Annotated in this window: 20 protein-coding genes; 12 read left to right on the top strand and 8 right to left on the bottom strand. The window is 41.5% G+C overall.

Features of this window, described 5'->3' with window-relative positions:
- The first annotated feature begins 99 nt into the window (after positions 1–99).
- Positions 100–1,179, top strand: a complete 1,080-nt coding sequence (locus tag P2W76_RS03235) for a hypothetical protein (protein WP_276346046.1) — start codon at positions 100–102, stop codon at positions 1,177–1,179.
- Here P2W76_RS03235 and apaG read toward each other — a convergent pair whose 3' ends face one another.
- Positions 1,180–1,566 carry a Co2+/Mg2+ efflux protein ApaG gene (apaG, locus tag P2W76_RS03230; protein ID WP_276346045.1) on the bottom strand — a complete coding sequence of 129 codons (387 nt, stop codon included), beginning with the start codon at positions 1,564–1,566 and terminating at the stop codon, positions 1,180–1,182.
- 44 nt (positions 1,567–1,610) lie between these two features.
- The gene (dusB, locus tag P2W76_RS03225; protein WP_276346044.1) at positions 1,611–2,603 is read right to left on the bottom strand and encodes a tRNA dihydrouridine synthase DusB; all 993 of its coding nucleotides are present in this window, start codon (positions 2,601–2,603) and stop codon (positions 1,611–1,613) included.
- 60 nt (positions 2,604–2,663) lie between these two features.
- Here dusB and P2W76_RS03220 point away from each other — a divergent pair, with 60 nt between their 5' ends.
- From P2W76_RS03220 to P2W76_RS03205, 4 genes are read left to right on the top strand one after another with little or no spacing between them, the layout of a single operon-like run.
- Positions 2,664–3,605 carry a CPBP family intramembrane glutamic endopeptidase gene (locus tag P2W76_RS03220; protein WP_276346043.1) on the top strand — a complete coding sequence of 314 codons (942 nt, stop codon included), beginning with the start codon at positions 2,664–2,666 and terminating at the stop codon, positions 3,603–3,605.
- On the top strand, positions 3,586–3,789 hold the full coding sequence (locus P2W76_RS03215) for a DUF2007 domain-containing protein (protein ID WP_276346042.1): 204 nt from the start codon (positions 3,586–3,588) through the stop codon (positions 3,787–3,789). Before P2W76_RS03220 ends, P2W76_RS03215 begins: the two co-directional genes overlap by 20 nt.
- A complete protein-coding gene (locus P2W76_RS03210) occupies positions 3,789–4,595 on the top strand; it encodes a phosphatidate cytidylyltransferase (protein ID WP_276346041.1) in 807 nt (268 codons plus the stop codon). Before P2W76_RS03215 ends, P2W76_RS03210 begins: the two co-directional genes overlap by 1 nt.
- A 51-nt stretch (positions 4,596–4,646) precedes the next feature.
- Positions 4,647–5,711: an energy transducer TonB gene (locus tag P2W76_RS03205; RefSeq protein ID WP_276346040.1), complete on the top strand. Its 1,065-nt coding sequence runs from the start codon at positions 4,647–4,649 to the stop codon at positions 5,709–5,711.
- Here the strand turns inward: P2W76_RS03205 and mfd are convergent.
- The gene (gene mfd, locus P2W76_RS03200) at positions 5,701–9,060 is read right to left on the bottom strand and encodes a transcription-repair coupling factor (protein WP_276346039.1); all 3,360 of its coding nucleotides are present in this window, start codon (positions 9,058–9,060) and stop codon (positions 5,701–5,703) included. The two genes, P2W76_RS03205 and mfd, sit on opposite strands and share 11 nt — an antisense overlap.
- 225 nt (positions 9,061–9,285) lie before the next feature.
- Here mfd and P2W76_RS03195 point away from each other — a divergent pair, with 225 nt between their 5' ends.
- The 5 genes from P2W76_RS03195 (at position 9,286) to P2W76_RS03175 (ending at position 12,341) form a co-directional block, all read left to right on the top strand.
- Positions 9,286–9,702, top strand: a complete 417-nt coding sequence (locus P2W76_RS03195; RefSeq protein WP_276346038.1) for a DUF4199 domain-containing protein — start codon at positions 9,286–9,288, stop codon at positions 9,700–9,702.
- The gene (locus P2W76_RS03190; RefSeq protein ID WP_276346037.1) at positions 9,702–9,998 is read left to right on the top strand and encodes a DUF2752 domain-containing protein; all 297 of its coding nucleotides are present in this window, start codon (positions 9,702–9,704) and stop codon (positions 9,996–9,998) included. The genes P2W76_RS03195 and P2W76_RS03190 overlap by 1 nt, the downstream gene beginning before the upstream one ends.
- 1 nt (position 9,999) lies before the next feature.
- Complete coding sequence (locus tag P2W76_RS03185) at positions 10,000–10,365, top strand: NINE protein (RefSeq protein WP_276346036.1); 366 nt, start codon at positions 10,000–10,002, stop codon at positions 10,363–10,365.
- A 132-nt stretch (positions 10,366–10,497) separates the two neighbouring features.
- Complete coding sequence (locus P2W76_RS03180; protein WP_276346035.1) at positions 10,498–11,595, top strand: Nif3-like dinuclear metal center hexameric protein; 1,098 nt, start codon at positions 10,498–10,500, stop codon at positions 11,593–11,595.
- Positions 11,595–12,341 carry a C4-type zinc ribbon domain-containing protein gene (locus P2W76_RS03175; protein ID WP_276346034.1) on the top strand — a complete coding sequence of 249 codons (747 nt, stop codon included), beginning with the start codon at positions 11,595–11,597 and terminating at the stop codon, positions 12,339–12,341. Before P2W76_RS03180 ends, P2W76_RS03175 begins: the two co-directional genes overlap by 1 nt.
- A 92-nt stretch (positions 12,342–12,433) precedes the next feature.
- Here the strand turns inward: P2W76_RS03175 and P2W76_RS03170 are convergent, their stop codons facing one another.
- Both P2W76_RS03170 and P2W76_RS03165 read right to left on the bottom strand, forming a co-directional pair.
- On the bottom strand, positions 12,434–13,510 hold the full coding sequence (locus P2W76_RS03170; protein WP_276346033.1) for a ketoacyl-ACP synthase III: 1,077 nt from the start codon (positions 13,508–13,510) through the stop codon (positions 12,434–12,436).
- Positions 13,511–13,587: 77 nt separating this feature from the next.
- Positions 13,588–14,658, bottom strand: a complete 1,071-nt coding sequence (locus tag P2W76_RS03165; protein ID WP_276346032.1) for a PA0069 family radical SAM protein — start codon at positions 14,656–14,658, stop codon at positions 13,588–13,590.
- A 195-nt stretch (positions 14,659–14,853) separates the two neighbouring features.
- Here P2W76_RS03165 and P2W76_RS03160 point away from each other — a divergent pair, with 195 nt between their 5' ends.
- Positions 14,854–15,204, top strand: a complete 351-nt coding sequence (locus P2W76_RS03160; RefSeq protein ID WP_276346030.1) for a carboxypeptidase-like regulatory domain-containing protein — start codon at positions 14,854–14,856, stop codon at positions 15,202–15,204.
- A 144-nt stretch (positions 15,205–15,348) separates the two neighbouring features.
- Here P2W76_RS03160 and P2W76_RS03155 read toward each other — a convergent pair whose 3' ends face one another.
- The 3 genes from P2W76_RS03155 to rsfS form a co-directional block, all read right to left on the bottom strand.
- On the bottom strand, positions 15,349–15,984 hold the full coding sequence (locus P2W76_RS03155) for a lactate utilization protein (RefSeq protein ID WP_276346029.1): 636 nt from the start codon (positions 15,982–15,984) through the stop codon (positions 15,349–15,351).
- A gap of 63 nt (positions 15,985–16,047) precedes the next feature.
- A complete protein-coding gene (gene ftsH, locus P2W76_RS03150; protein ID WP_276346028.1) occupies positions 16,048–18,135 on the bottom strand; it encodes an ATP-dependent zinc metalloprotease FtsH in 2,088 nt (695 codons plus the stop codon).
- A 47-nt stretch (positions 18,136–18,182) separates the two neighbouring features.
- A complete protein-coding gene (rsfS, locus tag P2W76_RS03145) occupies positions 18,183–18,557 on the bottom strand; it encodes a ribosome silencing factor (RefSeq protein WP_276346027.1) in 375 nt (124 codons plus the stop codon).
- A gap of 42 nt (positions 18,558–18,599) precedes the next feature.
- Between rsfS and P2W76_RS03140 the strand changes: the two genes are divergently transcribed.
- Positions 18,600–19,370, top strand: coding sequence for a biotin--[acetyl-CoA-carboxylase] ligase (locus P2W76_RS03140; RefSeq protein ID WP_276346026.1), 771 nt, complete (start codon positions 18,600–18,602; stop codon positions 19,368–19,370).
- Position 19,371: the final 1 nt, after the last annotated feature.

The raw sequence follows: 19,371 nt of genomic DNA, 5'->3' as shown, positions 1-19,371 counted from the left end.
TTTAAGCCGGGCTATTAAACCCGGCTTTTTTTATAAAAAAACTTCGCACCGGACAATTTGTTACTAGTACATATTTCTTTAATCGTGTATAAGCCAAATTTGTTAAATCCAGTAATCCGGTATAATAAAAATCCGATCCTGACCAGCGCCGAGGTTAACCGGGTGTGGGACGAGCCACAGTTGCAAACGATAACGGTTCACAATGCAGGCATTACCGCGTTTGACGGCGAGATCCTCATGCTTTTCAGATCACATTTAAGGAATGGTATTTCCGTACTGGGTCTTGCGCGAAGTGAGAATGGGTTTAGCGATTGGCGTGTAGATCCGAAGCCGGTATTGGTACCTTGTTCAAAAAGCGATGAATTTGCAAAAGGAAAGAATATTGCTGAGTTTATTGAAAACGAACAGGGCGGGCTTGAAGATGCTCGAATAACAAAGATCGATGACACCTATTTGATAACATATAGTGCCTACCACGCTTCTGTTGCGCACCGAGTCCGGGTTTCGTTGATAAGTACTACAGACTTTAAAACTTACTTAAGACATGGCCCACTGCTTCATACCGACATGAGGAATGTGGTTATTTTCCCCGAAAAAATTAACGGAAAATTTTACGGACTATTCCGGCCGAACGATCACACCGAACAGCATGTAGGCGGGATATTTAAACAAATCCAGATCGGTTCAGCTGACAGTTGGGAAGCCGGCAACTGGCAGATAAGACGAAATCCGGTCATGCTGCAAAGTGATGGCCCCAGCAGTTTTTCAGATAAGATCGGTCCTGGAGCTCCGCCTATAAAAACAAAGCACGGCTGGATTAGTATATTTCATGGAGTGAGAAGCACGATGGATGGAAATCCGTATGTTTTGGGTGTGTCTTTACATGATTTGGAGAATCCTGAACGAGTAAAAGTTTCTAATATCCCAATACTATTCCCGTCGGGTGCCGACTGTATCGTGGCAGCCGATGCCTATGTACATGTCCCTAATGTTGTGTTTTGCTGCGGCGCGCTTCGAAAATTGAATGGCGAGATCCATATCTACTATGGAGGCAATGATACTGTTATGAATGTAGCAGTGTCGCACGAGGACGTCCTTGCAGAACTTTGTATCAATTATGGCCAGAACCCTCTCACAGGCTTACCCTTGTACAGCTTTCTGCAAAGCCCTGATGGTTGATTAATTCAGCTTGTATGGAGCAATTAGGTAAAATTCAGGGATGTTTACCCGAAACTTGAATCCGTCAACGATCCTTTCCATTTCATATGATCCCCTCATACTGCCCATCTCAGTTTTGAGATTGCACCCTGAAACGTATTCATGGTTATCACCCGGCTCAATAACGGGCTGTTGACCTACTACACCTTCACCTTCTACTTCGCGCTTCGTACCATTTGAATCGAATATGTGCCAGTGCCGGTTAAGTAATTGCACGCTGTTCTCGGTCAGATTCTCAATGTTTATGCGGTAAGCAAACATATAATGTTCGTTTGCCGGATTTGAATATTCGGGTTGGTAAATAGTTTCTACCGATATTTTTACGCCATCAGTAATTTTCGTTACCATATCAATTAATTTAAACAGTGCCAATATAAAAATAAACCCAATAATTAGGCCATTTCTGTTTGAAAACGAACGTTTATTTCGTCGAGCGTAGCGTGAATATCCTGAATGCTTTCAAGAGAAACCAGTTTCATCCTATATTCTTTAAAATCTGGGACACCTTTAAAATAATTGGCATAATGCCGTCTCATTTCGAAAATACCGGTTTTTTCGCCTTTCCAGGCTATTGATTTTTCAAAGTGTGTCCGGCATACAGCAACCCGTTCAGAGGTTGTAGGTTCGGGAAGATATTCACCAGTCTTAAAAAAATGCTTTATTTCACGGAAAATCCATGGATATCCTATCGCAGCCCTGCCGATCATAATTCCATCTATTTCATACTCCATGCGCCAGGCGGCGGCTTTTTCAATAGAGTTCACATCACCGTTTCCAAAAATCGGAATTTTAATTCTCGGGTTTCTTTTAATTTCCCGAATCAGGGTCCAGTCTGCTTCTCCTTTATACATTTGCGCTCTTGTGCGTCCATGAATAGTTAGCGCCTGGATTCCTACGTCCTGCAAGCGTTCTGCGACTTCATAAACATTTTTTGTATTGTCGTCCCATCCCAGCCGGGTTTTAACGGTTACCGGCAGGTGTGTGGCATCAACAACAGACTTTGTCATGAGTACCATCCTGTCTATGTCCTGCAAAAGACTCGCGCCAGCACCACGGCAAGCTACATTCTTTACCGGACAGCCATAATTTATATCTATCAGGTCGGGCCCTGCTGCGGATGCTATTTTTGTTGCTTCGCGCATCGATTCGATCTCGCTTCCAAAGATCTGGATCCCGATTGGCCGCTCATATTCAAAAATATCGAGTTTTGCCTTGCTTTTTGCTGCGTCGCGAATAAGACCTTCAGACGAAATAAACTCCGTATACATCATATCAACCCCATTTTGCTTGCACACAAAACGAAATGGCGGATCACTTACATCTTCCATGGGAGCAAGCAAAAGCGGGAACTCACCTAAATCTATATTTCCAATCTTAACGGACATTAGCTATCTTTCAACCCTGTAAATTCGCATAAAATGCAAAATTACAAATAATTAGCCAGCATGTTAAGATCCTCGTCAGCAGAACGTCATCCTTTTGTATCCCTGTTACTACTACTGCTTCTTATGATGGGAGGGGCGCTTGTATTCACGGTTATTGCCATCATTGTAATAGTATCATTATATGGTTTAAAGGCTCTTATGATTATGTCGAATGGAGGTGCTGTTTCCATTGAAGTACTCAGGATCCTTCAGATATTTACATCAACCGGCATGTTTATAGTACCAGCTTTGTTTTTTGCTAAACAGGAGGATGCAAACTGGGTTTCATATTTAAAACTTAATAGATTTCCAGCTATATTGATGATACTTGCTGTTCTGATCATGATCGCTTTCGCGCCGGTCCTGGAATTGAGCGCCGATCTGAACAAGAGCATGAAGCTGCCTGATTTCTTGCACGATCTGGAGACCTGGATGTTATTAAAGGAAAAGGAAATGGCCGCAATGACAAAAGAGCTTTTGCGGATGAATAATGTTGGCGTCTTGCTTATAAATATCTTGATGCTCGCTGTGATACCGGCTTTAGGCGAGGAATTTATTTTTAGAGGATGCCTTCAAAAATTATTTGGAAAATGGACCGGCAATAAACATTTAGCTATATGGATCACCGCAATTATTTTCAGTGCTATACACGTCCAATTCTATGGATTCATTCCGCGAATGCTGCTCGGTGCTCTTTTCGGGTATTTGCTAATCTGGAGCGAAACAATATGGATCCCGGTTCTTGCCCATTTTATTAATAATGCTGTGGCAGTAGCAACGGCGTATGTTTATCAGCAAAAGGGGATTTCATTAGACAAGCTCGACCAGCCGGATCCTTCAGCGTTTTATGTTTATATAATTAGTTTTTTAGCAGGGGCTGCTTTGCTATGGTCGTTTTATACTACGTCTTTAAAATATAGGCTGAGTTTATCTGAAAGAACGGATGGAAGCAGGTTGGATTAAGATCTATACTTCGCACGATTTTTTCAAGTCTGAGCTTGTCAGGCAGGTACTGATGGAAAGTGATGTCGAAGCAATAATAATTAACAAGCAGGGCTTCCCGTACCAATTAGGTGAAGTGGAAGTTTACATCCACGAAGGTCAGTTTCAAAAGGCGCTTGAAATAATAATAAAAAACGAACTTTAATGAGAACAAGAGCTATAACAGGATTTTTTTTTGTAGGCGTAATGCTCGCATCGGTACTTCTTGGTGCGTATGCGTTTACCCTTTTTTTCCTGATACTAAGTGTTCTCTGCACTGAAGAATTTTACCGTTTGGTATCAACGGAAGATGTAAAACCACAGAAACGCTGGGGTCTTGCGCTGGTTATCAGCATCTACCTGCCCTTAAGCATGTTTTTTTTCCTGGGTGAACCGTTGATTAACACACTTATTTGTGTTCCGGTAGCTATATTTATTATTATCGCCGAACTTTACAGAAAACATGCCAATCCTTTTCACAACATCTCCTATACTATATTCGGGGTTCTTTTCGCTGGTCTGCCCTTCTGTTTTTTTTACGCAATCGCCTTCGTAGATGGATCCTATTCTTTTCAGTATCCCCTGGCTTTTTTAGTCCTTTTATGGTCGAACGATACAGGTGCTTACCTTTTTGGGATAACTATAGGGAAACATCGCTTGTTTGAGAGGCATTCGCCAAAAAAATCATGGGAAGGTTTTGCCGGTGGGATGTTTACTAGTTTACTTGCAGCGGTTATTATTTCAATTTATTTTAACGAGTTGTCACTAATACACTGGTTAGGGATGTCCGTCATAATCGTAACCGCTGGCACCCTTGGCGATCTTGCGGAATCAATGTTAAAACGAAGCCTTTCTGCTAAGGACTCAGGTTCTTTGTTGCCAGGTCATGGTGGTCTGCTGGATCGCTTTGATGGTTTATTGCTTGCGGCACCCCTTGTATTTGTATATTTGCAGTTCCTGCGAAGCTTTTAATAAAGTTATTGTTGAGGTTTGTCAATTTAGATCTGGAAAAAACTGACAGTCATGGAAGAGCCGGTTAAACAAGAGGTAGATGGAGATATAAAAAAAGACAGGTCCCTGATATACATGGGTATTGGTCTCGGCTTGGTTATTCTTGTTATGGGCTACCTGACCCTGTTTGTCGATAACCTAAATGGCTTGTTTTCAAAAAAGCCGGAGGTAGTTACTGTCATTGACGACGATAATTCCGACGTTCTGAATGAAAATGCCAGGATGAGCGATTCTGAAGTAAGATCATCCCTGATTAAATTTATCGAAGCCTTTTATAACGATCAACGGCGAGGGTATTTTGATCCGCCGAGCTATTTTTCACCGATCACCCAAACCTACTACAACTATCATAACCTTACACATAAGCGATTAAAGGAATTATATTACAAGCGGAATTCAGAACTGCAAAACCAAAAGCTGCAATGGATAGTTTCTACGCTGGATTATGACCGTAGCGGAGCGGATCTTGTGGCCACCTATTGGGCAAAAGTCAGTTATATCAAAGCTTCTGTAAATAAAGAAGAATCTGCAGATGTAAAGTTCGAGATGGTGATCAACGAAGAGGGTAAGATTAAAGCTTTACGTGAAGTTGAGATAAAGAATTTAAGTTCTTATGATCTTGGCCCATATCAGGATAGTCTGGCAGGGGAGGAAACCGACTGGCAGCCTGCTCCCGAAGCTGCCATAGAAAGTCCTGCTGTTCCGATGGCGAACCCTGTGGAAAGTACAAATCCGGAGGCCCGTTATGAGGGCAAATTGTATGATCTGGGTAGTGTAGAAACGTCTCCGGAATATCCGGGAGGTACACGGGCTCTGGCGAAGTATTTGGGTTCTACTCTTCGATATCCTGCTAAAGCCAGGGAAAACAAAGTCCAGGGAAAGGTTTACATTGGGTTTATTGTGGAAAAAAACGGCACATTAAGCGACTTTAAGGTAATACGGGGTATCGGAAATGGTTGTGACGAAGAAGCTATCCGGGTTCTAAAATTATCCCAACCATGGAAACCGGGTATGGCCGAGGGGAAAGCAGTAAGGACTTCGTATGTACAACCAATTACTTACCAGCTCACGGATTAACGGGCTGTGGTAGGGCAATTTCCTGTAAGGTATCTATAGCCATGTCAAGCGTACTAACATGCTCGATCGCTAATCTCAGCGAATTTTTTACCTCTTTAAGATTGCAAATTCGCGGATGCGCCTGAACAAACTGCAAAACACGGCCAAACTGTTCGGTTTCGTAGTAAGGTGATTGCTGGTTGCTTATAAAATACCCACGAAGCACGCCTTTTTTAAAGGTGATTTTTTCAAACCCTATCATTTTTCCCAACCACTGAAGGCGCCAGGTATTTATAAGCTCGTCTACTTGTGCCGGAACCGGGCCAAATCGATCGATGAGCTTTTGCCGGAATTCATCAAGAGCTGTTTCGTTTTCAATGTTGGACAATTCCGTGTAGAGGTTATAACGTTCAGCGATATTGGTTACATATTCATCAGGGATGAGCACTTCAAGATCTGTATCAACGTGAGTGAAAGAGATAAATGGCCTTGGTTTTTCTTCGGCAAACAAATTTTTAAACTCATCATCCTTTAATTCCTGAATGGCCTCATCAAGTATTTTATGATACATCTCGAAACCTATTTCAGCGATGAAGCCGCTTTGTTCAGCTCCAAGAAGATTCCCACTTCCACGAATATCAAGATCGCGCATTGCCACGTTAAACCCGCTGCCAAGATCGGAAAACTCTTCAATCGCGCTAAGCCTTTTTCGCGCTTCATTGGTAAGAGTGGATAGTGGCGGACTCAGCAAATAGCAAAACGCTTTCTTATTTGACCGCCCCACACGTCCCCGCATCTGGTGAAGGTCGCTTAGTCCGAACATATGGGCGTGATTGATCAGGATGGTATTCGCATTGGCAATATCAAGCCCTGCCTCAATGATGGTGGTAGCAACCAGGACATCGTAATCCCCAGATATAAATTTCAACATTACATCCTCCAATGCATCTCCTTCAAGCTGGCCATGGGCAATTCCAATTCGCGCCTTTGGGACAAGAGTGTTTATTAATCCACCCAGCTGCATCAGATCCTGAACGCGATTGTGAATGAAGAAAATTTGCCCGCCACGGTCAATTTCGAACTCAACTGCTTCTTTGATCAGCTTTTCATTAAAAACATGAAGCTCTGTCACCACAGGTTGCCTGTTTGGCGGCGGCGTGTTAATAATGCTAAGGTCGCGGGCTCCCATTAAAGAAAAATGCAGAGTTCTTGGAATAGGAGTAGCTGTAAGAGTCAGTGTATCGACGTTGGCGCGAAATTGCTTTAGTTTCTCCTTAACGCTAACACCAAACTTTTGCTCTTCATCGATGATCAAAAGCCCCAGGTCCTTGAACTTGACGTCTTTGCTTACTATTCGGTGAGTACCGATGATAATATCAACTTTCCCGTCCGCGAGTTTTTCCAGTGTTTCTTTGATCTGTTTCGTTGACTTGAACCGGTTTATATAGTCAATAGTGCAGGGAAAGTCTGCCAAACGGGACGTAAAGGTTTTGAAATGCTGCAACGCCAGGATTGTTGTAGGAACTAAGATAGCCACTTGCTTACTATCGGCCACAGCTTTAAAAGCTGCTCTGATGGCAATTTCCGTTTTGCCAAATCCTACATCACCGCAAACCAGTCTGTCCATTGGATGAGGTGACTCCATATCTCTTTTTACATCAGCAGTTGCTTTTACCTGATCCGGAGTGTCTTCGTAGATAAAGGAGGCTTCGAGTTCAGTTTGTAAATAGGTGTCCGGAAGGAATGCCGTGCCCGTTTGTGCTTTTCGTATTGCGTAAAGTTTAATGAGGTCACGCGCTATATCCTTAACTTTTTTTTTAGTGGTTTTCTTTAGTTTCTCCCAAACATCAGTGCCAAGTTTATTTAGTTTCGGGATTGTTCCGTCCTTTCCTGAATATTTGGAAATGCGATTTAAGGAATTGATGTTTACGTAAAGCAGGTCATTGTCTGCATATACCAGCCGGATCATTTCCTGTGAGCGCCCGTTTACATCAACTTTTTCCAGGCCCGCATATTTCCCTATTCCATGGTCAATATGAGTAATATAATCGCCGGGTTTCAACTCGCGAAGCTCTTTAAGGGTGATCGCTTGCGAGCGGATATAGCCCTTTTTTAATTTATACTTATAATACCGGTCGAAAATCTGGTGATCGGTATAACATGCCAGCTTTTGGCCATGATCAATAAAGCCTTCTCTTAAAGATAAATGAACCGGTTTGAAACTTACCGTCGGATCAATGTCGTCGAAAATACTATAAAGGCGTTCAATCTGTTTTGTGGAATCAGTAAAGATGAGATTCTCGAGGCCGGCCTTTTCATTTTCTTTAAAATTGTGAATTAAAAGATTAAAATCCTTGTTAAAAGATGGCTGCGGCTTGATCTCAAAAGACACCGTTGTGGCGGCCTCATAAAAGAACTGCTTTCCGAATTCAACCAGGGCAAAGTCTCGAAGCTGGTCGGCAAGAAGTTTCTCGTCTGTAAAATTAAATTTTGGATCTATCCAGTGTGGATTTTGATGTTTATCCTCAGCAGCCAGTGCTTTCCAAAACTCAAGCGCTTTTTTGAACCCAGTCTTTACAACATCCAACGTAAACTGAACGTCCTTAAACCAGATGAGGGTATCCCTCTCAACGTACTCGAGAAGTGAAATGTTATGATCCGTAAGAAATTTGGATTGAACATTAGGAACAATCGTAATACTTTGTACCTGTTCCACAGAAAGCTGGTCCTCTATTTCGAAAGTTCTTATACTTTCAATGAAATCAGCAAAAAACTCAACCCTGTATGGCAGGTCATGAGAAAACGAAAATATATCGACTATACCGCCCCGGATTGAAAACTGGCCGGGCTCATAAACAAAGTCTACACGTTCGAAATCATATTCTACAAGAAACTCGTTGATGAAGTCTATGCCAAGTTTATTGCCTGTGGAAATTTCCAGGGTGTTCTTTTCCAGTGCCGCCCTGTCAATAACCTTTTCGGCAAGAGCCTCAGGATACGTAACTATTATTTTGCCGAATTCACTTGAATGGATCAGTTCATTTAATACCTCTGCTCGCTGAAGCACATTGCTGCTGTCAACCAAAGTAAAGTCGAAGGATTTTCTAAAGGAAGACGGGAAAAGCAGTACTTCTTTTTCAAGAAGATTTTCAAGATCGCTGAGGAAAAAGGCAGCTTCTTCCCGTTCTGGAAGAACAAAGATCATATTCCGGTGCTGCAAAAAATACAATGCTATCGCTATTACCGAATCGCTCGAACCGATAAGACCTTTTAGATGAACCCGTTGATTTCCGCCACTTTTAACAGCTTCAGCCAGGCAGGCAACACGGGGATCCGACTTGTAATGATTTAAAATTTCCCGGATACTCACACTTTGAATTTCATTGCAAATATACGAGTAAAGAAGTAAATCAGAAGGTTTAGCTGGCAGGGCCAAAATATTTGCTTTGCCTTTCTATTAAAAGAGCTATATTTATTAGAATCAGTTGTTCTTTTCAGTTAAAAAATAATTCAAAGGCCGGGCTTTTTTACAAACAGTTATTTGTTTTTAATGTTAAATATGCAATTAAACATAAAAACCTAAACGTTCGACAAAATGAGAAATGCAGCAAAGTATGGTATAATAACAGGTATTCTAAGTGGCATATGGATTCTGGTTATGCACTTTTCTGGTGTATATGCAAAAGACTCAATAGAAGAGGCAAGCAAGATGCAATGGATGGAATGGGCATCTATGTTAATCCCGGCAATCGGTTTATACACGGGGATAAAAAATTACCGGGACCATATTTCAGGCGGGAAGATGGAGTTTTTTGAAGGTCTTTTTGAAGGATTTAAAATCATAGCAATTGGTGGTGTTATCGCAGCTTTTTTTGCGATAGTTTACGTGCAGGTAAATGTTAGTGTAATGAACACCGATTATATGTACCGGATTGCTGCTGCTGTACTAATTGGGATATTGTTTAACCTGGCGATTTCATTAATTTTGATGAACAAGCAAAAGCACCTGTAATGTTTGCAAAGTGGCCCCTTGAACTTATCATCTGGTCTGGCGCCCTTATCTTTTTTGGTCTTTCATATCCGCAACGCGTTCATCATTTCACCCTATGTCCCTTGGAAAATCTTGGATTTTCGTGGTGCCCTGGCTGTGGTCTTGGGAGATCTGTGAGTTATCTTCTACACGGAGAGTTTAGTCTTTCCTTCAAACAACACTGGTTCGGTATCCCGGCCTTTGGGATTCTAATTTGCAGGATATTGCAACTATTAAATAAATTCCTATTAAATTTATTGAGCAAAAACAACATTTAGCATGGAAAAAGATCTGCTCATTAATCTCCGTGGCATGAACCCGGAAGAATACTCATATCTTAAACAAGTTATGATGGGGATGGATGAGAGGCAGGCACAAAATTTTGTCATGTTTTATTCCGGGAAGCGTAAAAGTCCCCAGGATATACTGCTGTTTACAATCCTCGGGTTTTTAGGCATCGCGGGGATTCAACGTTTTGTGGTCGGGCAGATGGGTATGGGAATTCTTTATATTTTAACCGCTGGTTTGTGTTTTATCGGAACCATAGTAGATGTTATTAATCATAAATCAATCGCTACCGACTATAATCAGAAAGCGGCTTACGAAGCTTTGCAGATGGTTAAGATGATGGCATCAAATTCCTGACACAACCATTTCAAAGTATAACCTGCTCTTATCACTAATTTTATACCCCAAGGGCTCCTTTTTACGTTCTCCTTAATAATAAGTAACAGTAGGGCATCGGGGCTTACTGCTGATATCCTTCGCTAATTTTTTATGAAACTCCGGGAACTGATTTTATTTCTTGAAACTATTGCTCCTCCAGCCTATCAGGAGGATTATGACAATTCTGGTTTAATAGTAGGCGATCCGGATCAAGAGCTTACTGGTGCATTAATTTCACTGGACTGTACCGAAGCAGTTGTTGATGAGGCAATTTCGATGGGATATAATCTTGTTATTTCGCATCACCCAATTGTTTTTAAAGGTCTAAAAAAGCTAAATGGAAAAAATTATGTGGAAAGGGTAGTAATCAAGGCCATTAAAAAGGACATAGCCATTTATGCTATCCATACTAATCTTGATAATGTTGTTGAAGGGGTTAACAGAAGGATTTGTGACAAACTGGGAGTTAAAAACCCACGGATCTTAAAACCTAAAGAAAGTGCTTTAAAGAAACTGGTTACATTTTGCCCGAATTCAGATGCGGAAAAAGTGCGTACTGCGATGTTTGATGCAGGTGCCGGGTGGATTGGAAATTATTCTGAATGCAGTTATAATTCAGAAGGATTTGGAACTTTTAAAGCCTTGGAAGGTACAAATCCCCACGTTGGTAAGATTGGAACGATGCATCAGGAGCCTGAAATAAGGATTGAAACAATTTATCCGGCTAATATCGAGCGCAGGGTGGTTGCAGCCTTAATTGAAGCGCACCCGTATGAAGAAGTATCTTTTGATCTTTACCCGGTAAGTAATCCCTATCCTCAAGTTGGATCCGGGATGATAGGAAATATAGATGAAGACCAGGATGAGGAGAGCTTTTTAAAGCATGTCAAAGAAAAGCTCAACACAAAACTGATCCGGCATACGAATTTAAGGGGAAAAAAAATACGAAGAGTGGCGGTTTGTGGTGGCTCCGGAAGCTTTCTTTTGCAAAATGCTATAAGCGCTGGCGCGGATATTTTTATTACAGGAGATTTCAAATATCATGAGTTTTTTGAAGCCGATGGAAAGCTGATCATTGCAGATGTCGGACATTTTGAAAGTGAGCAGTTTACGCAAGAATTATTGTTAGAATTAATTACGGAAAAATTTCATAACTTTGCCCTCCGTTTAACAGTACAGAACACAAACCCCATAAATTATTTGATTTAATGGAACAAACAGTAGAAGAGAAATTAAAAGCCCTATTCGAACTTCAAACCCTTCATACACAGATCGACAAGATTCGTCAAACCCGCGGAGAGCTTCCTATGGAAGTTGCCGATCTTGAAGATGAAGTTGCTGGTTTGGAGACCCGGATACAGAAAATAAAAGCAGAACTTGACGAATTGGAAGATTCTATCGTAACCCGTAAGAATATGATCAAGGAGGCGCTCGCTGCTACAAAAAAATACGAAGTTCAGCTAAGCGATGTTAAGAATAACCGCGAGTATGATGCGATCTCCAAAGAAATCGAAATCCAGGGTTTGGAAATCCAGGTTTCTGAGAAGAAAATCAAGGAGCACACTTTTGAGATCCAAAATAAAACTGAAGTTTATGAGAAAGCTTTAGCAAATATTACAGAACGCAAAAAGGATCTTGATATAAAGAAGGCTGAACTGGATACGATAACTGCTGAAACGGAAAAAGAGGAAGCCAGTATATTATCAAAAGCAGATGTTGCAGAAAAGCGTATTGAAGAACGTTTGCTGGTTGCTTACAACCGTCTTCGTAACAACGCCAAGAATGGCCTGGCTGTAGTTACTATTCAGCGCGATTCTTGCTCGGGATGTTTCAATCAAATTCCTCCTCAGAGACAGTTGGACATTCGTCAGCGTAAAAGAATTATTGTTTGCGAACACTGCGGCAGAATCCTGGTTGATGAAGGATTTGCACTGGAAGAATCGCCAAGCGCCTAACATAATATAAAAAGCGATCAAATTTTGATCGCTTTTTTCTTTTAATAGAAGATCAGTACAAATTCTATGATATCAATGTTAACAACGGCGATCTAAAATTGATATACCATGGCGTTAATATTCATACCCGCTCCCACCGACGCCAGCACAATTCTGTCGCCTGATTCGAACTGGTGATCTTGCATTCGATTCTTCATTATAAGGTCTAAAAGTGTAGGTATAGTAGCCACCGAACTATTGCCCAACGTACTTATGGTCATGGGCATAACATTCGAAGGAGTATCCCTATAGCCATAAAGCTTAAAGAGTCTTTTAAGAATAGCTTCATCCATTTTGCCATTAGCCTGGTGGACCAAAACTTTTTTTACATCTGTAATATCGGTATCTGATTTCTGAAGAGCCTGTTGAATCACAAGAGGAACATTCTTCAATGCATATTCATAAATCTTGCGACCGTCCATTTTAATAAACTGTTCCTGGGAATCAGCATCAGGATTGCTTGATCTTGCCGAATACAAATAATATGCTTCTTCGTGGGTGTGTGTTTGTGTTTTGTGTGCGAGAATCCCGGCTGCGGAGTTCTGTTTACCCTCGAGAATTGTGGCTCCAGCCCCATCAGCAAAGATCATGCTATCGCGGTCATGGGGATCAATCACCCTGGAGAGCGTTTCCGTACCAATGATTAGAATGTATTTTGCATCACCTGATCGTATAAAATAATCAGCTTGAATCATCCCCTGCAACCATCCGGGGCACCCAAAAGGGAGATCATACGCAACACAATCCGGATTTTTAATCCCAAGCTTGTGCTTTATCCTCGAGCCTATAGTCGGAAGAACGTCGGGTCGGGTAGAGCCCGGTGCGATGTCTCCAAAGTTGTGGGCCGCAATGATGTAATCCAGCTTTTCGGGATCTATTCCGGACGATTCAATTGCATTTTGTGCTGCCAAAAATCCGAGGTCTGAAGCCCGCTGGTCCGGATCGGCATATCGCCGCTCCTCGATCTCAGTTATGTCCTGGAACTTTGAAATTATCTCGGTGTTCCCTCTAACGATAGCTTCTCCATTTTTTTCATAAAAGCTATGTTCTAAAAAATGATCGTTTGGTATAATATTTATTGGTGCGTAGTGACCTGTACCTATTATAACCGACTTAATATTATCGTTCATCCGGAATTTATACTGAATACTATAATGGTTTAGTGTATTAAAGGTAAACTATTTCCCACAAATATAAATGTGGTTAATTAAAATAAATCGAGTTGCTTACCTCCTTGCGGACTGAAATGGGTCATATTTAACGGCTTTAAAGCCCGTCCATTCATAAACCTCTTAACCGCGATGCGAAACAACTGATGAATGCTTTCAGCCACTTTTCCGTCACCGCTCATCCTCCTATTCCAGCGGCTGTCATTTAGCTTTCCTTCGTGGCAGCTTGCTATCATGTGCATGACTTTGTCAGCTCTGTCCGGATAGGCCTTGTAAATCCAATCAGTAAAAATTTCTGCAATTGCACCGTTTAATCTTACAAGGGTAAACGTCGCTGCGCTTGCGCCGGCATCAGCCGCTGCTTTTATAATTGTGGGTATTTCATCGCTGTTCAACCCTGGAATTATTGGAGCACACATAAGTCTGACCGGGATATTATGTTCTGCCAGTTGCGATATAAGCCGTATGCGGCTCTGTCCGGTTACGGTCCTTGGTTCCAGCTTCTGTCGAAGGTGTTCGTTTAAGGAGTTCAGGGTTACAGCTACATGAACAAGGTCGAGTTTGGCCAGTTCCGAAAGAATGTCGATATCTCGCAACATCAAATTATTCTTGCTAATTATGCTGACCGGGTGCTTATACTTTAAAAAAATCTTGAGGAGCGACCGGGTTATCTTGAGCTTTCTCTCTATAGGCTGATAACAATCAGTATTGCCGGACATCATTATTGTATCCGGAATATAGCCCTTTTTGTTAAAGAACTTTTCTAGAAGCTCTGCGGCGTTTCTCTTGACTACTATCTTTCGCTCAAAATCAAGTCCCGGACTAAACCCGTAATATTCGTGGGCGTTCCTTGCATAGCAATATAAGCAGCCGTGTTCGCAACCTTGGTATGGGTTTATTGAGAGCATAAACGGCAGGTCGGGACTATTAGACTTGCTAACTATATTTTTTGGATGCTCCTCGAATAATTGTGTTGTGGTGTCCTCCAGCATCAAGTCGTCTAAACCTTCTTGATGATCTGCAACATATTTGTTTTTTTGAAACTTATTGTGGGTGTTTATCTGAGCTCCACGCCCCTTAAAGAATTCCTTATTTTCTACATGCGTCATACGCGAAAATACTAATATTTTTAGTAAACCTTATCGCGATTCTTATTATTGATATTGTTTGTTATTTTTATACCCGTTAAATAACGGATACAAAAGACGTTAAATAACGAATGGACATTAACGGCTCTCACCTAACTTGTCCGAAAAAGCGTTTAAAGCATGGCTTAAGAAATTAGGTTAAAAAATTAGACTAAAATGATCGGTACAAGTGCAGTTTTGCAGGAGGACTCTCCTGAGCGTTATCTTATAAACGAACCTCCGATTTTTCAGCCTATTGAGCCTGAGCTTCCCGGCGTCGCTGCCCTTGAGTTGCTGGTAACAGATAAAGAGACCGCCAGATCAATTTCCAGGGCCATGATAAGCATCGATAGTATAGGCCGGACTGCTGTATGTGACGAGCAGGGAAAGGCTGTTCTGAAGGATGTTAAAGCAGGGCGGCTTGTTGTGGACGTTATTGTTTGCGGATATACAGCAAGTAGCGTATCAATCCACATCTCAGCTAATAAAACTCATGCTCTAAATATAAAGATGTCCAGGAATTGCTAACGGCGTCTTAATATTACAATCTGAACATCGAGATACCAATTCTCAATAAGAGGTAATTGATGAGTGATAGTTTTTTCATCTTTTTTGTAAAGTGGTATCAAACCTAGTTTATCAAGATGAGCGGAAGATGAAGTTTTCGATTTTTTAACCTTCCAGAAGAAAGACATATAATTCTTTAGGACCATGGGCGCCAAGCACCAGGGTTTTCTCAATATCAGCGGTCCGGCTAGGTCCTGTTATGTTTGAAATCATAGTCGGAAGACCGTTTGGATACTTTTCTTTCAGCAATTTTAAGCCGTCTTTGATGTCAAGAACAAGTTGCGACGTGTATGCGATAACGATATGCACATTTGGATAGATACTTAACCTTCGGCCGGCGTGGCCACTGTTCGAAACAAGGACGCTGCCGTTTCGTGCAATTAATGCTTCGCAGGTGGTAATACCAACTTCCGCATTTAAAAAGTCTGTTTCTGTACTGTAGAACGGATATTCGTACATTTCAAGGAGCTTTTGTAAGCGGGGCTCCCAGCAATATATCTTTCGCCAGTTCTTTTCGTCAGCTAAATGAAGCAAATTTTCTATAAGCTGGATATCGTCTTCACAAAAAATGAAATTTCCGGCTACTGCTGTTAGTTGTTCGGCGAAGAGAAGATCGATATGACCGGCGTAATCTTCATAAAGTGAACTGTCTTCTAAATTAGGGTAGGGATTGTCCCGCTTTTCGAGAAGCGCTTTACGGACTTTCTTTAGCATTCTTTCTTTAGAAGTAGTTTCGTTCATGTAAGCCGGATTTGAAGAAAGGGAATTTGATTTTATCAGATCCCCTTTCTTAGATTTAAAATATTAGTCCAGAGCAGACCGGTTTTCAGGAAGGTCTACGTTATGATCGGCCACACCCTCGTGCTCAAGGTTCTTTTTCGCAACCTCTGCAGGTTCTATACCGTTCACAAACTCGTCATAAGTCGTACGGTTATCAAAAGGACGCTTACCGAGAATTTCTTCCAGATCCGATTGGAACAGGATCTCTTTTTCCAGCAGTTTTTCTGCCAGTTTTTCCAGCCCCTCTCTTTTATCTGTCAGAAGTTGTCTGGTTCGCTGATATGCATTATCTATCTGAGCTCTAACCTCTATGTCAATCAATTCAGAGGTTTTTTCTGAATAAGGTTTGTTGAATTGGTACTCGCCCTGAGTGTCATTGAATGAAACATTTCCAACTTTATCATTCATACCATAGATAGTAACCATGGCATACGACAGTTTGGTGATTCTTTCAAGATCATTTTGAGCACCAGTAGATATTTTATTAAAGACTATGTCTTCAGCAACACGTCCCCCCAGTGTCATACACATACCATCAAGCAGTTGTTCAGTAGTGTATAGAAACTGTTCTTTAGGAAGATATTGTGCATAACCAAGTGCTGCAATGCCACGGGGTACGATAGACACCTTAACCAAGGGATCGGCATGCTCAAGAAACCAACCTGCAATTGCATGGCCGGCTTCGTGATAAGCCACGATTCTTTTCTCCTCGGGCGAGATAATCTTATTTTTCTTTTCAAGTCCACCGATAACCCTATCCACAGCATCCTGAAAGTCCTGCATATCAACAGCTTCTTTATTGCGGCGGGCTGCGATCAAAGCAGCCTCGTTACAAACGTTGGCAATTTCAGCTCCGGCAAAGCCAGGAGTCTGCGCTGAAAGCTTTTTGGCATCAACACCCTCGGCCAGCTTGAGAGGTTTAAGGTGAACTTTGAAGATCTGCTCACGGCCAACTAAATCTGGTTTATCGATGGAGATTTGGCGGTCAAAGCGTCCGGGGCGCAAGAGAGCCGTGTCCAAAACATCGGGCCTGTTAGTTGCAGCCAGGATAATAATACCAGAATCTGTCCCGAAGCCATCCATTTCAACGAGTAATTGGTTAAGCGTGTTTTCACGTTCATCATTACCGCCCACTATGTTGTTTTTTCCACGGGCCCGGCCAATTGCATCGATCTCGTCAATAAAGATGATACATGGCGCTTTATCTTTAGCTTGCTTAAACAAATCCCGCACACGCGACGCTCCAACTCCAACAAACATCTCAACAAAGTCGGATCCTGAGAGCGAAAAGAATGGTACCTGAGCTTCACCTGCTACTGCCTTAGCCATCAGGGTTTTCCCGGTACCGGGAGCACCAATTAGTAAGGCTCCCTTGGGTATTTTACCTCCCAGATTGGTATATTTTTTTGGATTTTTAAGGAAATCCACAATTTCCATTACCTCTTGTTTGGCTTCCTCCAGCCCGGCAACATCGTTGAAGGTTATGGTTACCTGAGATTCTTTATCGAAAAGAGTTGCCTTTGATTTACCAATATTGAATATCTGTCCGCCCGCGCCTCCACCGGCGCCGCCGCCCATACGCTTCATAATAAATACCCAGAAACCAACAAGTAAGAGGACTGGCAAAATAAACGACATTAGCCATCCCGCCCAGGGGCTTTCACGCGATTCTGTAATTATAGGCGTACGCTGATCAATCGGCAGATCTTTTTCCGCTTCTTTAATCTTTGTTTCAAAACTCTCATAAGTCGCCTGGGTGAAAATATACTGAGGCCCGGTAGACGACATGTTTAAACTACTCTTAGTTCTTACATCGTCATACTTAGATTGGTTGAGCCGATCTTTCTTAATGTAGACGTCAATGTTGTAAAGGTCCCCGTTTTTATAAGCGACCAGCTTTTCAACATCACCGGCTTTAAGCATTTCGTTTTCAAATTTTTGATAGTTGATAGTTTTAGCATTGTTGCCACTAAACATATACTGAACTACGAAAAGCCCCAGGATTATAATAGCATAAAGCCACATAATGTTGAACTTTGGAGGCTTGGGGACTATCTTCTTACCGGGTATTTTCTTTATAGGTCTCTTGGTATCTGATTTATCTTCTTTCATTCTGTGCAAGGTTGTATTTAAATTTTCATAAGCATAAAGCGGTCTGGTTACGCGCTTTTAAACGATTGCATTTCTGCGTCTCCCCAAAGATCTTCAATACCATAAAATTCACGTTTATCAGTTTTGAAAACGTGTACTACAACATCGATATAATCAAGGATTATCCAGTCTGCATTTTGCAGACCTTCCTTTCTCCACGGATCTAATTTTAGCGCCTTGAAAATTTCATCTTCAACGCTTTGTGCTATAGCTTTTACCTGAGTAGACGACTCGGCGTGACAAACAACAAAATAATCTGCAACCGAGCTGTGTATATTTCTTAGGTCCAACCGAACAATGTCATTTCCTTTTTTCTCCTGGATACCATGTATCGCGAGTTCTGAGATTGAAGTGGATTCTTTAGCTATTTTGTTTTTTACCATTAAAAAAAATTAGTTTTGATAATTATATAAAGCAAATCTTAATTGCAAAATAATACTTTTTCAGGACTATTTGTAGGACAAAATCTTATTACATTAAAAGAGGTAGCCTCGACAAATACCTTTCTAAAGGATGCTTTGTCAAAATCTACGCCATTATTGGAAGGCACTGTAATAATGGCAGAGAAGCAGTTTGCTGGCAGGGGTCAGGCTGATAATACCTGGGTCAGCGATGCAGGAAAAAATTTAACGTTTAGCATCCTACTCACCCCAACCTTCCTGCCTGCCGATCGTCAATTTGAGCTCAATAAGGCTGTCAGTGTTGCTCTGAACGATGTGTTGAGAGTTTATGTGGGGGATACGGCCACTATAAAATGGCCCAACGATATCTATATCGGGAATAAAAAAACCGGTGGGCTGCTTATAGAGAACATGGTTAGTGGTATTACTATCAGAAATGCCATAATAGGGATTGGGCTCAATGTAAACCAGATTATTTTCCCTCAATCTCTTAAAAATGTTACATCCTTGAAACAAGCTTTACACAAGGATTACGACCTGTCCGTTTTGTTAAGCGAAATTTGCAGCTCAATTGAAGCAAGGTACCTTCAATTAAAGGCAGGACACTTTGAAAAGGTGACAAGAGATTATTTGAGTCACTTATACCTTCTCGATGAGTGGTCTGTGTTTAGATCAGAAAATAAGTTTTTTAAAGGAAAGATTACCGGAGTAACGCCTTCGGGGCAGTTGATAGTAGAAACCTTCGAAGGTCTTTTGATTTTTAACAACAAAGAAGTGGAGTTTATTAACGTTTAGC

The organism is Daejeonella sp. JGW-45 (assembly GCF_029360805.1).
Classification (GTDB): domain Bacteria; phylum Bacteroidota; class Bacteroidia; order Sphingobacteriales; family Sphingobacteriaceae; genus Daejeonella.
The sequence above is the reverse complement of the archived record's forward strand: the minus strand, read 5'-3'. Positions and strand labels throughout refer to the sequence as shown.

What these genes read in the sequence shown, in the direction of transcription:
- P2W76_RS03190 (WP_276346037.1), top strand. Translation starts at nt 9,702, where the DNA reads ATGTTTGCAAAGTGGCCCCTTGAACTTATCATCTGGTCTGGCGCCCTT.
- P2W76_RS03165 (WP_276346032.1), bottom strand. Translation starts at nt 14,658, where the DNA reads ATGACGCATGTAGAAAATAAGGAATTCTTTAAGGGGCGTGGAGCTCAG.
- ftsH (WP_276346028.1), bottom strand. Translation starts at nt 18,135, where the DNA reads ATGAAAGAAGATAAATCAGATACCAAGAGACCTATAAAGAAAATACCC.
- P2W76_RS03175 (WP_276346034.1), top strand. Translation starts at nt 11,595, where the DNA reads ATGGAACAAACAGTAGAAGAGAAATTAAAAGCCCTATTCGAACTTCAA.
- P2W76_RS03160 (WP_276346030.1), top strand. Translation starts at nt 14,854, where the DNA reads ATGATCGGTACAAGTGCAGTTTTGCAGGAGGACTCTCCTGAGCGTTAT.
- P2W76_RS03220 (WP_276346043.1), top strand. Translation starts at nt 2,664, where the DNA reads ATGTTAAGATCCTCGTCAGCAGAACGTCATCCTTTTGTATCCCTGTTA.
- P2W76_RS03210 (WP_276346041.1), top strand. Translation starts at nt 3,789, where the DNA reads ATGAGAACAAGAGCTATAACAGGATTTTTTTTTGTAGGCGTAATGCTC.
- P2W76_RS03205 (WP_276346040.1), top strand. Translation starts at nt 4,647, where the DNA reads ATGGAAGAGCCGGTTAAACAAGAGGTAGATGGAGATATAAAAAAAGAC.
- P2W76_RS03215 (WP_276346042.1), top strand. Translation starts at nt 3,586, where the DNA reads ATGGAAGCAGGTTGGATTAAGATCTATACTTCGCACGATTTTTTCAAG.
- P2W76_RS03195 (WP_276346038.1), top strand. Translation starts at nt 9,286, where the DNA reads ATGAGAAATGCAGCAAAGTATGGTATAATAACAGGTATTCTAAGTGGC.
- P2W76_RS03185 (WP_276346036.1), top strand. Translation starts at nt 10,000, where the DNA reads ATGGAAAAAGATCTGCTCATTAATCTCCGTGGCATGAACCCGGAAGAA.
- P2W76_RS03155 (WP_276346029.1), bottom strand. Translation starts at nt 15,984, where the DNA reads ATGAACGAAACTACTTCTAAAGAAAGAATGCTAAAGAAAGTCCGTAAA.
- dusB (WP_276346044.1), bottom strand. Translation starts at nt 2,603, where the DNA reads ATGTCCGTTAAGATTGGAAATATAGATTTAGGTGAGTTCCCGCTTTTG.
- apaG (WP_276346045.1), bottom strand. Translation starts at nt 1,566, where the DNA reads ATGGTAACGAAAATTACTGATGGCGTAAAAATATCGGTAGAAACTATT.
- rsfS (WP_276346027.1), bottom strand. Translation starts at nt 18,557, where the DNA reads ATGGTAAAAAACAAAATAGCTAAAGAATCCACTTCAATCTCAGAACTC.
- P2W76_RS03180 (WP_276346035.1), top strand. Translation starts at nt 10,498, where the DNA reads ATGAAACTCCGGGAACTGATTTTATTTCTTGAAACTATTGCTCCTCCA.
- P2W76_RS03170 (WP_276346033.1), bottom strand. Translation starts at nt 13,510, where the DNA reads ATGAACGATAATATTAAGTCGGTTATAATAGGTACAGGTCACTACGCA.